The organism is Flavobacterium potami (genome assembly GCF_020026915.1).
In the GTDB taxonomy this organism is placed as follows: domain Bacteria; phylum Bacteroidota; class Bacteroidia; order Flavobacteriales; family Flavobacteriaceae; genus Flavobacterium; species Flavobacterium potami.
Map to the genome: position 1 here is coordinate 337,602 of NZ_JAINUY010000006.1, position 13,720 is coordinate 351,321.

The 13,720-nt window shown below is 43.8% G+C and carries 16 protein-coding genes; 14 read left to right on the forward strand and 2 right to left on the reverse strand.

Annotated features, from left to right (window positions below):
• Positions 1 to 70: 70 nt before the first annotated feature.
• Together mobB and mobA are read right to left on the reverse strand one after the other, a co-directional pair.
• Complete coding sequence (mobB, locus tag K6T82_RS18330) at positions 71 to 1,357, reverse strand: conjugal transfer protein MobB (RefSeq protein ID WP_223708894.1); 1,287 nt, start codon at positions 1,355 to 1,357, stop codon at positions 71 to 73.
• Positions 1,358 to 1,365: 8 nt separating this feature from the next.
• A complete protein-coding gene (gene mobA, locus K6T82_RS18335; RefSeq protein ID WP_223708904.1) occupies positions 1,366 to 1,797 on the reverse strand; it encodes a conjugal transfer protein MobA in 432 nt (143 codons plus the stop codon).
• Between the two features lie 699 nt (positions 1,798 to 2,496).
• Between mobA and K6T82_RS18340 the strand changes: the two genes are divergently transcribed.
• The 14 genes from K6T82_RS18340 to traM all read left to right on the forward strand — a co-directional run bounded on the left by K6T82_RS18340 (position 2,497) and on the right by traM (position 13,717).
• The gene (locus tag K6T82_RS18340) at positions 2,497 to 3,264 is read left to right on the forward strand and encodes a ParA family protein (RefSeq protein ID WP_223708908.1); all 768 of its coding nucleotides are present in this window, start codon (positions 2,497 to 2,499) and stop codon (positions 3,262 to 3,264) included.
• A 10-nt stretch (positions 3,265 to 3,274) separates the two neighbouring features.
• Positions 3,275 to 3,679, forward strand: a complete 405-nt coding sequence (locus K6T82_RS18345; protein WP_223708910.1) for a DUF3408 domain-containing protein — start codon at positions 3,275 to 3,277, stop codon at positions 3,677 to 3,679.
• Complete coding sequence (locus K6T82_RS18350) at positions 3,654 to 3,983, forward strand: DUF3408 domain-containing protein (protein ID WP_223708913.1); 330 nt, start codon at positions 3,654 to 3,656, stop codon at positions 3,981 to 3,983. Before K6T82_RS18345 ends, K6T82_RS18350 begins: the two co-directional genes overlap by 26 nt.
• Positions 3,984 to 3,994: 11 nt before the next feature.
• On the forward strand, positions 3,995 to 4,630 hold the full coding sequence (locus tag K6T82_RS18355; RefSeq protein WP_223708915.1) for a conjugal transfer protein TraD: 636 nt from the start codon (positions 3,995 to 3,997) through the stop codon (positions 4,628 to 4,630).
• Between the two features lie 31 nt (positions 4,631 to 4,661).
• The gene (locus K6T82_RS18360) at positions 4,662 to 5,990 is read left to right on the forward strand and encodes a hypothetical protein (protein WP_223708917.1); all 1,329 of its coding nucleotides are present in this window, start codon (positions 4,662 to 4,664) and stop codon (positions 5,988 to 5,990) included.
• A gap of 198 nt (positions 5,991 to 6,188) precedes the next feature.
• On the forward strand, positions 6,189 to 6,494 hold the full coding sequence (locus tag K6T82_RS18365) for a DUF4134 domain-containing protein (RefSeq protein WP_223708927.1): 306 nt from the start codon (positions 6,189 to 6,191) through the stop codon (positions 6,492 to 6,494).
• Positions 6,495 to 6,505: 11 nt separating this feature from the next.
• Positions 6,506 to 6,835 carry a DUF4133 domain-containing protein gene (locus K6T82_RS18370; RefSeq protein ID WP_223708929.1) on the forward strand — a complete coding sequence of 110 codons (330 nt, stop codon included), beginning with the start codon at positions 6,506 to 6,508 and terminating at the stop codon, positions 6,833 to 6,835.
• Positions 6,832 to 9,336, forward strand: a complete 2,505-nt coding sequence (locus tag K6T82_RS18375; RefSeq protein WP_223708931.1) for a TraG family conjugative transposon ATPase — start codon at positions 6,832 to 6,834, stop codon at positions 9,334 to 9,336. The genes K6T82_RS18370 and K6T82_RS18375 overlap by 4 nt, the downstream gene beginning before the upstream one ends.
• A gap of 27 nt (positions 9,337 to 9,363) precedes the next feature.
• Positions 9,364 to 9,996 carry a DUF4141 domain-containing protein gene (locus tag K6T82_RS18380; RefSeq protein WP_199001447.1) on the forward strand — a complete coding sequence of 211 codons (633 nt, stop codon included), beginning with the start codon at positions 9,364 to 9,366 and terminating at the stop codon, positions 9,994 to 9,996.
• Positions 9,997 to 9,998: 2 nt separating this feature from the next.
• The gene (gene traJ / locus K6T82_RS18385) at positions 9,999 to 10,994 is read left to right on the forward strand and encodes a conjugative transposon protein TraJ (protein ID WP_223708934.1); all 996 of its coding nucleotides are present in this window, start codon (positions 9,999 to 10,001) and stop codon (positions 10,992 to 10,994) included.
• An 18-nt stretch (positions 10,995 to 11,012) separates the two neighbouring features.
• Entirely contained in the window at positions 11,013 to 11,636 is a 624-nt protein-coding gene (traK, locus tag K6T82_RS18390) for a conjugative transposon protein TraK (protein ID WP_223708936.1), read from the forward strand.
• A gap of 12 nt (positions 11,637 to 11,648) precedes the next feature.
• A complete protein-coding gene (locus K6T82_RS18395) occupies positions 11,649 to 12,080 on the forward strand; it encodes a hypothetical protein (RefSeq protein WP_223708939.1) in 432 nt (143 codons plus the stop codon).
• Positions 12,081 to 12,102: 22 nt separating this feature from the next.
• Entirely contained in the window at positions 12,103 to 12,390 is a 288-nt protein-coding gene (locus K6T82_RS18400) for a nitrogen regulatory IIA protein (protein ID WP_223708941.1), read from the forward strand.
• Positions 12,377 to 13,717, forward strand: coding sequence for a conjugative transposon protein TraM (gene traM, locus K6T82_RS18405; RefSeq protein WP_223708943.1), 1,341 nt, complete (start codon positions 12,377 to 12,379; stop codon positions 13,715 to 13,717). Before K6T82_RS18400 ends, traM begins: the two co-directional genes overlap by 14 nt.
• The last annotated feature ends 3 nt before the right edge of the window (positions 13,718 to 13,720 follow it).

Consider the following 13,720-nt stretch of genomic DNA (forward strand, 5'->3'; position numbering starts at 1 on the left):
AACATCTGTCCCGAGTGACTGTAAGAATGTAGTAGTCGATGGCGCTGTGCGGCACAATTTGGCGGAATTACTAGTTCTGACCTCTTTGGCGTTTGCGTTTCTTCTTCATCTTGTTTGCAAAATCCTGTTCTTCGTAATTATCTCCCTGCGATTCAGGCAGCAAACCGCCCAAGGCTTCAATTAAACCGTTTTCGTGTCTGTCAGTAGTTAGGAAGTCAAACAGATGGTGTGGCTCTTCCACAGGAAGATCAGCATCATTTGATGTGGATATTTTGGGCTGCTGTAATGCAGGTTCTTTAATCTCCGGTTTGACTTTATTGTTCCAATAATCATTAAAGACGTTCGCCGAAAGCTCCTTTCCTAAACGTGAACCATTCCACACCGTTTTGGAATTATGGTCTATAAAAGTTATTCCGTAAATGCGGCCTGCCTCATTCCGGCGCACCACTACGTTAATGCCCTGTTCAGACAATTTCTTTTTAAAACCCGTTTCAATATTCATCGCTTTCAGGGCAGCGGTAACCGTACCTTTTAGAGTCTGCCTGCCTGGCTGGTCTTTTAAAGCATTTCTGCATTTTTCAAAATGCAGTTCCAACGCGGGCAATCCTGCACTCTTACCGAACAGGGAAGCCTTGAACGGATGCCCGGCTCTTTCGCCTTTATCATTTAAGGGAATGTACAATAAACCCTGCTGTAGCTGCCCCTGTAACTCGCCCTCGATTTTCCCGGCGGTAATATTGAAAAGAGACAGAAGAGCATTGTATTCGCCCAAACTTTGGTACTTGTAATAGCTTGGCAGGTGCCGGACTACAGAAGCAATCTGGCTTTTTACATCGCCCGCCCGATAGTCTACCGGACGGAAAACCTTGTCATTCTGATTGCGCTCTTTGTCCGTTGCGGGTATCAGCCCGTGTTTTCTTTCCAGCTCCCGGCACAGGTTCATGGACCGCATTTTCTCGAACTTGTCCGAAATTTTCTTGCCCTGCTCATCTACGCAAACCGATACGATATGAATGTGGCTGCGGTCAATATCGGTATGTTTGAATACCACAAAAGGCTGCTGCCCGTAACCCATTTCCCGCATATATTCTTCTGCCATTTCCCGAAATTTATCATCGCTTATTTTGTCTTTCGGGTCGGGATTGATCGAAATATGCAAGGTATGTTTCTCGGTATTGCGGTTGGCAATAAGATAAGGAGCGAAAGACTGGGCTAATTGTGTAACGGAATAATGACCGCTTGCGGTTTCAATCATCTTATTGGCGAACAAAATCTGCCCGTTTTCATTGTCCACTTTAAGCTGATTGTATGCCAGTGCACCGTATAAATTTCCGCTTCTTCCAATTTTTGCTATCATTTCTACCGCTATTTTTTGAAATAATTTGCATCAAATTCCTCGCTTAACTGAATGATTTTTTGGCAGAGCACCGCCATTTCAGCCGTTTGTTTTTCCAGTTTGTACAAGAATGCTCCCGCTTTTTTCTCCGAAAAATTCTTATACAGCAGCTTTACGATCTGGTTATAGTTCACGCCTATGGAACGGAACTGGCTGTGAAAAGAGGTCAGACGCATATAAAAATCAACCGTTCCCTTATCAATCTGAATGGTCTTTATGGTCTTGTCAAAGATGCAGGATGTAATAAAATGTGCCTTTACCTGCATACCTGATTTGTCAAAAAGGGCAAGAAAACGGGTATGTTCGTGTTCGTTAAAGGAAATTGTGTACCGGATATTTGCCGGATCCTTCTTAAGGGGACGTCCGGTCTTTTTTAATTGTTTTTTTCTATTCTCACTCATCATCCATCCATTTATAATCTATGCAGAAACCCTGACTTCGGAAGGCGTTTTCCAGCCCCCGGCAGGGCAAGTTGTTTTAAGCATCGGAATTCGTTTCCAGATGCTCAAAACACAACTTGCCGTGTTCAGGTGAACACAAAAATCCGCCCTGCGGGACGGATCAGATGTAACAGGGAAAAGCGGTCTGAAGCCGCTGCTGTTAGATCCCATTTTGTCCGTTCGTTTCTGCATAAATCCATTAATAAAATTCAAAATGTAAAGTAAAAACTTGTTTTCCAAAGTGTTGCGGTTTCAAGGACGGCCAAGCAATGCCAATTGATGTCAAAGGGTGCCGAACTTGACAGACCAGATAAATCAATCGCTTTATTTGCCTTAGAGTTTTAGGGCGGGCTTTAAAAAAGCCCTATAAAAAGGCAGTAGGGCAAAGAATAAATAAAGGCTTTTTGAAATAAAAACATAAGGTTTTAAAAGCATAAAACTATAAAAGCGTAAAAGCATGCAGGCTGGTGGGCATTTTACCATTTGCAGATTTTACACCCTGTCTTTAAATGCAGAAAATAAGATATGAAAGAAGGCAGAAAGCTATGCTGAAAAGAAACCTGCAGGACTAGCGGAAATATGGAAATGAAATAATGTTCAGATAAACAAATATTCAAATCTGTAAAGCAGATAAAATGTGTAACAATAAATTTTTAAATAATGGAAACAACAAAGAAAACTTTAAAGATCAGTTTCTCCACCCAAAAGGGAGGAGTCGGAAAATCTACAATGACCACGCTTATGGCCAGTATTCTGCATTACCGTTTAGGGTATAATGTCCTTGTGGTGGACTGCGACTTTCCACAGCACAGTCTTACCAATATGCGCGAGCGGGATAAATCTGCCATTATGCAGAATGAGTACCATAAAAAAGCTGCTATGAAGCAGTTCCAGTCGATCAATAAAAAAGCATATCCAATTATCAGATGCAAGGCTGAAAATGCTTTGGCCCTGGCTTTGGACTATACAAACCAATCATCAGTAGTGCCTGACGTGGTGTTTTTTGATTTGCCCGGAACCGCCAATACCAAAGGGGTGCTGAGTACCTTAAAAAAAATGAACTTCATTTTTTCGCCCATTACAGCTGACCGTCTGGTGCTGGAAAGCACATTAGGATTTACCAAAGCCTTTATTGGACTGCCTCAGACAGATGACAGCAATGCCGAACAGCAGATGTGGCTCTTCTGGAACCAGGTCGACGGCAGGGAAAAAACGGGTTTGTATGATGCCTTTCAGAGTGTCATCAAGGAACTCAACCTGTCAATAATGAATACGAGGATTATGGACAGCAAACGCTTTCGAAAAGAAACCGATGATACTGGCAGTTATATATTCAGATCAAGCCTCCTGCCTGCCGAACCGCAGCTGCTTAAAGCAGTAAAAATGGATCTGTTTATCGAAGAATTTCTAAAAATTGTTCATCTATAAAACCCTCATTATGATAACTGACGACAGAAGCAGGGATTTTGAAAAGCCTGATGTTGACGAGGACTATCTTATGAATGTCATAAGCGGGGATGAACCAGCATTACCGCCGGCAGGCAGTTCAAATCAGCAAACTTCAAAACCAGCAAAGCTGAAGGACAAAGCTAAGGCAGGCTCAGCGAAGAACGTGGGTTATGAGGAACTATTTCTGGTAAACCGCTTTCCTTCCGGACGTAACGGCAAAGTGGTTTATATACGGCCGGAATACCACGAAAGGCTCCTTAGGATCGTCCAGCTGACAAAGGAAGAAAGAACTACGCTTTACTCTTACATAGACAATATCCTTGAACAGCATTTTAAAGAGTTTGGAAACGATATTACCCAGTATTTCAATGAACATTTTAAACCGATTTTATGATGAAGAAACATCTGAAAAACAAGAAGGCTTTGCAAAACACGGACATATCCGGCGTAAAGCAAAAATGAATGAACGCATATACGAGAAAGCATTTCTGCGAATGAATGAAATGCAGAAAAGGGGCAGTAAAAGCATTTATCTCAGTGCTGAGAATCACGAGCGGCTAACCCGTATTGTACAAATTGTCGGGGAAGATAAGATACCCTTGTTCGCATATCTAAACAACATACTTGAGCATCACTTCAAGGTATTTGAACAGACCATTACAAAGGAATTCAAGGAAAAATATAAACGACTATTTTAAAGAGCAATGTTATGGAAATAATAATAGTGATATGTCTGCTGATAGTCATTTTCCTGCTGGCGCAGGACAAGATTGTCATCAAGAGAAAGCAGGAGCCGGCATCAGCAGATGAGAAGGTTAATCCGGCTCTGCCTGATATAATAGGACAGCCACGAAAGGTCGAGCGTCTTTCGGTGTCAAATACTGTCTCCGAGCGTCAGATAAAAGAACCAGAGATTAATCCTGGTAATTTAGACATTGAATACGACGAAAATGAAAGCGCCGCTATTCAGGTTCCGCAGGAAGAACTGGATGAAGTATTCAGCAATATGCCTGATTTTGATGAGGAAGAAGAAGAATGGAACGGGTATGGAATATCCGGCAGTGAGTACGGTTTTGCCCAAGGGGTTACCTTTGAAGAACTCAACGCTGTGGGGATGATGCTGCAAAAGGATAAATTGGAGCCATCTCAAAAGCAATCAGCAGCAGCAATAGTTCAAAAAATACAGGGAACCGAATTATTCAGCCTGCTGGAAAATTCAATTGAAAGTGCTTCGAGTAAAATAGCAGAGCTTCTTGACCAAAGCCTTTCTTCTGATTATGACACCGGTTCTTCCAACCTGCGGAAAAATGACTTGTCTAATTTTGACATAGGGGAGTTTTTATAAGCTTCCCTATTGTTTTTTAATGCTGTAAAGTATGGAAAGTAACCTGCCCTCTATAACTATTGAAGGAACGGCGTTCCTTGTAGATGTCATTAAACAAGAACTGCGTGAGAATGCCTCTCAGCAAAACATTATAAAGATTAAGGATATGCTTTATGTGGGGCATGGCTACAAATTTCAATATGACACCAGCACCAAAAACGCAGCTACTTTTGAAGCTATATCCGATTTTGGGGATACAAGTCATATCAAAGATGTCACGATTCCGAACCTTGCCGATATTGATCCTTTAAGGACAGCAGAAAAATATAATTTAAAGATTGAGGATATCAAAGGGAAATCAGATTTTGAATTATCGCTTAAGAAAGGAAGCAGTCTTCATCTGAGGGTTACTGACAAAGTCCTGCCAGTATTAAAAATTGACGGGCATGATTTTTATGTTGATATGGAATCGGATAAACTGCGTCCAAAAGACGACAGTAATTCTAAAGGTATAGATTTTTCAACAATCAGCGAATATTACGACCGTACAGTCCAGGCCTATATAATACCTTACAATCCAAAAACACGTGAATTTCAGGAAGTAGATCACGATGCTATCACCGAAATACCCAAGGAAATCATCATGGTCCAGTTTCCCCACCAGATTGAACTTGACCGGGTCGGCTGGAATATGAAACACGGTTTCGGACCTGGGTACGCAGTTGACGAAAACAGGCTTCAGCTGCATTTTACGGCTGAAACACTGCCATGGAACAAGACCAATATTCCCGAGAGTATTGCGCGAAACATTGAAGAACTGAAGACCGAGAAAAATGCAAAAACCAACGATCCTCAAAATCCGATTGATTTAACAGCCTACGAAATGCGTGTCAACAAAGGGATATTGCCCACTATCAATATCGCAGGCCATACCTTTTATGTCGATATAAGAATGGATAAATTAAGGCCCAAAGATGATTTCCTCTCTAAGGGTATTGTGTTCTCGGAAATAGAAAACTATTATGACCTTGATAAAAGATGTTATACCATTCCTTATAATCCCAAGACGCACGAATTCCAGGAACCTGATTATCGTGATATCAAAGAATTCCCTAAAGATTTAATTGCCGTTCAGTTTCCATCTGAAAGACTGCTGGACAGGATCGGCTGGAACAGACATTACGGATTCGAATTAACACACGGGCTTGCTGGCAACGGTTTAAAATTACAGTTTACTGCAAAGCGGATACCATGGGAAAAAACTATTCTTGCCGATGTGATAAAAAGCAATCTTAAAACCGGGAAGTCCGCGAATGAAAATGACAGAAAACAGCAGAGCAATCAGCAGGAAAAATCCAGTTCCAAAGGACGAAAAATGTAAAATACAATGCTGACAGCCCAACGCCTGATGATAAAAAACCAGGCGTTTTTTTATGCTTAAATGTTTCCTGAAAAGCCTTTTAATGCCAAAGAATTCCAGCGGATGCCGCTTTGCGGGGGCGCTTTGATTTTCGAAACACCTTTGTCCTGAAAGCCCGCAGAGTGCGGGAAAACAATAACAAATTAATGTGTTTCAATTATGAAAAAGCAAAGAAAAAAAATCCTGATGGCAGCTGTGGTCATACTTTCAGGACTGGGTGCATCCGCACAGGGAAATGGCTCGGCGGGCATCAACGAGGCTACCCAGATGGTAACCTCATATTTCGATCCTGCAACCCAATTGATTTATGCCATCGGCGCGGTGGTAGGCCTTATCGGCGGGGTTAAAGTGTACAATAAATTCAGTTCCGGCGATCCGGACACCTCCAAGACTGCAGCTTCGTGGTTTGGGGCGTGTATCTTCCTTATTGTCGCAGCTACAATCCTGCGTTCATTCTTCCTTTAATCTGCTGTCTCATGAATTACAATATCAACAAAGGTATTGGCAGGACTGTAGAGTTTAAAGGGCTGAAAGCCCAGTACCTGTTCATCTTCGCGGGCGGTCTGCTCGGCACACTAATCCTGGTGATGATTCTCTACATAGCAGGCGTAAACTCGTACATCTGTCTTTTCCTCGGTGCAGGAGGTGCTTCAGTGATCGTATGGCAGACTTTTTCCCTTAACAGGAAGTACGGCGAACACGGGCTTATGAAAATTGCAGCTAATAAGAGGCATCCGCGCTACATCATCTGCCGTAAGCCCGTAAAACGCTATTTAAAATTCACGCCTAAATCAACTACCTTATGAGAAATGATGCAAAAACAACGACACTGGAAAACAAATTTCCTCTGCTGGCTGTGGAGAACAACTGCATATTGTCTAAAGATGCGGATATTACTGCCTGCTTTGAAGTGCGTCTGCCTGAACTGTTCACAGTAGCCTCTGCGGAATATGAAGCCATTCATTCTGCCTGGCATAAGGCAATTAAGACCCTGCCTGATTTTACGGTTATCCACAAACAGGACTGGTACATTAAGGAGAACTATGCACCCGATTTGACAATTGAAGACCAGAGCTTCCTATCAAAGTCTTACCAGTGCCATTTCAACGAACGTCCCTTCATGAACCATTACTGCTACCTGTTCCTTACCAAGACTTCTAAGGAAAGAATGCGCATGCAGAGCAATTTCAGTTCGCTCTGCAAAGGTTCGCTAATACCAAAAGAAATCAGGAACAAGGAAATAATACATCGTTTTATGGAAGCGGTGGCGCAGTTTGAGCGTATCATGAACGATAGCGGTTTTGTGAGCCTGAAACGTCTGACCGAAGATGAAATTATCGGAAACGAAGACACGCATGGATTACTGGAGCAATACCTCACGCTGTCAAGAGAAGCCGGAACACCGATGCAGGACATCGCACTCGGAACGGAAGAAGTGCGTATCGGCAACAAAAGGTTAAGTCTGCATACTTTATCAGACACAGACGACCTGCCGGGAACAGTATCGGCAGATACCCGTTTTGAAAAGCTATCTACCGACCGGAGCGATTGCCGTTTATCATTCGCCGCACCAGTGGGCTTGTTGTTAAGCTGCAACCACATCTACAATCAGTATTTGTTTTTGGATAACAGCGAAGACAACCTGCAAAAGTTTGAGAAATCCGCAAGGAATATGCACTCACTGGCCCGTTACAGCCGTGCCAATCAAATCAACAAAGAATGGATAGAGAAATATTTGAACGAAGCCCACAGCTTCGGGCTGTCATCCATCCGTGCGCACTTCAACGTTATGGCATGGTCGGAAGACCCTACGGAACTCAAACAGCTAAAGAATGACTGCGGTAGTGCATTGGCTTTAATGGAGTGCAAGCCAAGGCATAACACTACTGACACAGCCACTTTGTATTGGGCAGGTATGCCCGGCAATGCAGGCGACTTTCCCAGTGAAGAGAGTTTTTACACTTTCATTGAGCCTGCACTGTGCTTCTTCACGGAAGAAACTAACTACCACAATTCGGCCTCGCCGTTTGGTATCAAGATGGCAGACCGACTGACTGGAAAGCCAATCCATTTGGATATTTCCGATCTGCCGATGAAGCGGGGTATCATTACGAACCGGAACAAGTTCATACTTGGTCCGTCAGGTTCGGGTAAATCGTTCTTCACAAACCATATGGTAAGACAGTATTATGAACAGGGTGCACATGTACTGCTGGTTGATACAGGTAATTCGTATCAGGGTTTATGCGAGCTTATTAAAGGTAAAACCAAAGGTGAGGATGGTGTTTATTTCACTTATACTGAAGACAACCCAATTGCATTTAACCCATTCTACACCGATGACGGCGTATTCGACATTGAAAAACGTGAAAGTATCAAAACCTTGATTCTCACACTCTGGAAGCGTGATGATGAACCGCCTACGCGCTCGGAAGAGGTTGCCCTTTCTAATGCGGTAAGCGGCTATATCGAACGTATCAAGGCTAATGATATTTACCCGTCATTTAATGGTTTCTATGAGTACGTCAAGGGCGACTACCGCAAAGTGTTGGAAGATAAACAGGTAAGGGAAAAAGACTTTGACATTGCCAACTTCCTGAATGTACTTGAACCCTATTACAAAGGCGGCGAATATGACTATCTGCTCAACTCCGATAAGCAGCTGGACCTGCTTTCCAAACGTTTTATCGTGTTTGAAATTGATGCGATCAAGGACCACAAAATCCTTTTCCCCATTGTGACAATCATCATTATGGAGGTGTTTATTAATAAAATGCGCCGATTAAAAGGTATTCGTAAACTTATCCTCATAGAAGAGGCCTGGAAAGCGATTGCAAAGGAAGGGATGGCGGAATATATTAAGTATTTATTTAAAACTGTAAGAAAATTCTTTGGAGAAGCAATTGTCGTAACCCAGGAGGTAGACGACATCATCCAGTCACCCATCGTAAAAGAGAGCATCATCAATAATTCTGACTGCAAGATCCTTCTGGACCAGCGTAAGTATATGAACAAATTCGATGATATACAGGCGATGCTTGGGCTTACCGATAAAGAGAAAGGACAGGTTCTTTCCATCAATATGAACAATGATGCTTCAAGGTTGTATAAGGAAGTCTGGATAGGTTTGGGCGGCACCGAATCGGCGGTGTATGCTACCGAGGTGAGTTTGGCTGAATATCTCGCCTACACGACTGAAGAAACAGAAAAAATGGAAGTAATGCAGCTTGCTGCGGAACTCGACGGAAATGTAGAACTCGCCATTAAGCATATCGCCATGCAGAGGCGGGACAAAGCAAATCAATAATCATTAACATTTTAAAATTCAGAAACAATGAAAAAAGTATTGTATCTGGTGTGCACGGCACTTATGCTTGCCGCCGCACCGACAGCAAAAGCCCAATGGGTTGTAACCGATCCATCGAACCTGGCTTCAGGGATTATTAATTCTGCCAACGAAATCGTGCAGACTTCTTCCACGGTATCGAATGTCTACAAAAATTTTCAGGAAGTGCAGAAAGTGTACAATCAGGGCAAAGAGTATTATGACAAGCTCAAAGCAGTGAGCAATCTGGTAAAGGATGCCCGCAAGGTACAGCAGACTGTCCTGCTTGTCGGTGATGTATCAGAAATGTACGTGCAGAATTTCGGCAAGATGATGAACGATCCCAATTTCACACCGCAGGAACTGGCCGCGATCGGCAACGGGTATTCGGCGCTTCTCAATGAAAGCACCGAACTGCTGAAAGAACTCAAGCAGATCGTAACGGCTACAAACCTCTCGCTGAATGATAAGGAGCGTATGGATGTAATTGACCGTGTGTATAAGGAGGTCAAAGATTACCACAGTCTTGTGCGCTACTACACCAACAAGAACATTTCTGTAAGCTATTTGAGAGCGAAAAAGAAAAACGATGCCAAGAGAGTTCTTGAACTCTACGGAACAGCTAATCAAAAATACTGGTAAAAATGGAATGGGATAACCTTCACGAACTCCTTCGGTCGCTGTACGATGATATGATGCCGCTTGCCGGTGATATGGCAGCTGTGGCTAAGGGACTGGCCGGACTGGGAGCGCTGTTCTATGTGGCATTAAAGGTGTGGCAGTCTTTAAGCCGTGCTGAACCAATAGATATGTTTCCCCTGCTGCGCCCGTTTGCTCTGGGACTGTGCATCATGTTTTTTCCGACCATGGTACTGGGAACCATCAATGCGGTACTAAGCCCCGTGGTTACAGGAACGCACGCCATACTGGAAGACCAGGTGCTTGACCTGAACAAGCTGCAGCAGCAGAAAGACCAGCTGGAATATGAGGCAATGGTCAGAAATCCTGAAACTGCCTACATGGTATCAGACGAAGAGTTTGACAAAAAACTCGATGAATTGGGCTGGTCGCCATCTGACATTGGCACAATGGCGGGAATGTATATGGACCGCGGGGCTTACAAAATGGAGAAGGCCTTAAAGGATTGGTTTCGCAATCTATTGGAAATACTCTTTCAGGCGGCGGCATTGGTTATTGATACCATACGTACGTTTTTCCTTATTGTCCTTTCCATACTGGGACCGATAGCCTTCGCTATTTCTGTATGGGACGGCTTTCAGTCCACGCTCAGCCAGTGGTTCACAAGGTATATCAGTGTGTATTTATGGCTGCCTGTATCGGATCTTTTCAGTTCCATGCTGGCCAGAATACAATCACTTATACTCGAACGTGATATAGCAATGCTCTCTGACCCGACATTTATTCCGGATACATCAAATACTGTGTACATCATCTTTATGATTATTGGTATTGTCGGATACTTCACCATACCGACTGTAACGGGTTGGATAATCCAGGCGGGAGGCGCAGGAAACTTTACCCGAAACGTTAACCAGACCGCAATGAAAGCAGGAAATATAGCTGGTGCGGGTGCTGGTTCCACAGTTGGAAACATCGGCGGCAAACTGATGAACAGGTAAACAATTAATTATTAAAAAATGGAATTTAAAACCTTAAGAAATATCGAAAACAGTTTCAGGCAGATACGTTTATATGCCATCGTATTTGCAGTACTCTGTATTGGCGTGGCAGGATTTGCAGTGTGGAAATCGTACAGTTTTGCCAATGAACAGCGCCAGAAGATCTACGTACTGGATAATGGCAAATCCCTGATGCTTGCCTTGTCGCAGGATGCCAGCATCAACCGCCCGGTTGAGGCACGGGAACATGTCAGAAGGTTTCACGAGCTTTTCTTTACGCTGGCTCCTGATAAGAACGCAATCGAAAGCAATATGAGCAGGGCATTTAACCTTGCGGACAAAAGTGCTTTTGACTACTACAAGGACTTATCGGAAAAGGGCTATTACAGCAGGATCATCTCGGGGAATGTACAGCAGCGCATAGAAGTTGACAGTGTCGTGTGCAACTTCGACAAACATCCTTACTCGGTGCGAACCTATGCAAGACAATTTATCATCCGTTCGAGCAATGTGACCAGACGCAGCCTGATTACCTCGTGTTATCTGGTGAATTCCGTACGCTCTGACAACAATCCGCAGGGATTCAATATCGAAAAATTTGCAGTACTGGAAAATAAAGATGTGGAAGTTATCGAACGTTAAAAATCTTTGGATATGAAGCAATCATTTGATTTAAACATGTTCGCCAAAACGATGACCGATAAAGGATACAACGGCTTTTTTCTCACGCAGGCTGGTTACCCAGGCAAAGTGAAAGACAGCATCAGCAGTTTCTTGGAGGCCTGCAGCAACGGCGCGGACAAACCATTATTCCCAGGCTTTGTGACTTTAAATACCTATCTGGAATGGAATGGCGAAGATAAGCCAAAAGTAAGCTGTCATTTATGGGTGCAATATAGGAATGGCAATTTCGAAGTTCAGAAAATGAATATTGAAAAGACTGACCGGTACGGGCATTCACTGAAAAAACTGGAACTGACAGACCTGACAACGGAGTCGGTCCCGACTGTAAAGGAGGCACTTGCCAAGATATCTGATACGCCGAAGGAGCAGCTTTCTGCTCGAAGAAAAGGTCTGGGAATGTAATAAGCACTAAAATAATTTAAGTATGAAAAAGATACGAGCAGATATGGACAGCTACTTTGATAAGCTCGATAAGCGCTGGCGCGAACTGCCGGTTGACAGGCAGCACAAATATACACTCTGCCTGTTTGCGGGTTACCTGCTGCTTACTGCAGGGGTTATCGGCAAAGTTTGGTACGATGTATCGCAGTCCCACAACGATATGATCATTGAGCATATTGAGAACCCTGTCCTTAAAAAAAGTGAAATCCCTGCAAGATTGCAGGACTCAACAACAACAATTCTAAAAAATCAGATTTATGAAAGAAAATGAGAACAAAAAGCCGGTTGTGCGGGTAACCGAAGGAAGCCCGCAGCAAACCGCTGATGTGCTGCATGACGGCACACAGACCAAAGCCGAAAAGCTTAAAAAGCCGCTTATATTCCTTTTAATGGGTGTGGTATTTCTCGGCTGTATGTACCTGATATTTAAACCGTCTGAGGATAAAAAGACTATTGAGAATATTGGGCTGAATGATGCGGTGCCGCAGGCCACCGAACCGGTTATGCCGTCGGATAAAGGCAAGGCTTATGAGCAGGAAATGCTTGAACGCAAAGAGCAGGAAAAACGCAATGCGCTGACAACGCTCTCCGACTATTGGAATTCCGAAGAAACCGACAAGCCTGCTGAAGTACAGCTTGCTGAAGATGAGCAAAACAATGATGGTTATCCGAACAATGGAAAAAGTTCGGGAAGGAATGGCAATTCAGCTTTGCACAGCTACCGAAATGCTCAGAGTACATTGGGTTCATTTTATCAGGATAACAATTCTGAAACAATGGAACTGCGCAGGCAGGTGGAGGAAATGAAAACAAAGCTGGCAGAGAAAGACGTGCCTCCTTTAGCTACGGTTGATGATCAATTGAAGCTCATGGAGAAATCCTATGAAATGGCGGCCAAATATCTTCCGCAAAATTCCAATACGGGTAATGCGTCTGCCGGCGGTAAGGCTCCAGGTACGGCAGGCACTAACCAGAAAGAATATTTTGTGTCATTCACTCCTGTTGGGAAAAGTGCTGTTTCAGCCTTGTACCGTGAGCCTTCAGACAGCGCTTTTTTAGCCAATTATAGTGGAGAAAGGAACCGTAGTTTTTATACCGCAGGTTCTGCTAAGCAGGAAATGCAGCCTAAAAACAGCATCAAAGCCTGCGTGCACGAAACCCAGACCGTTATTGGCGAAACAGGCGTAAGGCTGCGCTTATTGGAGCCGGCCCAAACGCCGCAGCGTACCATCCCCAAAGGAACCATCGTAACGGCTAACGCCAAATTTCAAAATGGCAGGTTACAGCTGAAAGTTACCTCCATAGAGTTGGAGGGAAACATCATCCCAGTGGATATCACTATCTACGATCTGGACGGTCAGCAGGGCTTATACGTCCCGTATTCGCCTGAAATGAATGCCCTTACTGAAATGGCGGGCAATATGAGCCAGACAGGGGGAACGAGTGTAATGCTCACGCAGAATGCAGGACAGCAGGCCGCCGCGGATCTCAGCCGGGGCGTGGTGCAGGGCATTTCGGGCTATTTCGCTAAAAAAGTACGGACGCCTAAGGTTACCCTTAAGGCCGGGCATCAGGTCTTCCTTCTATCTAAAAAATAATGT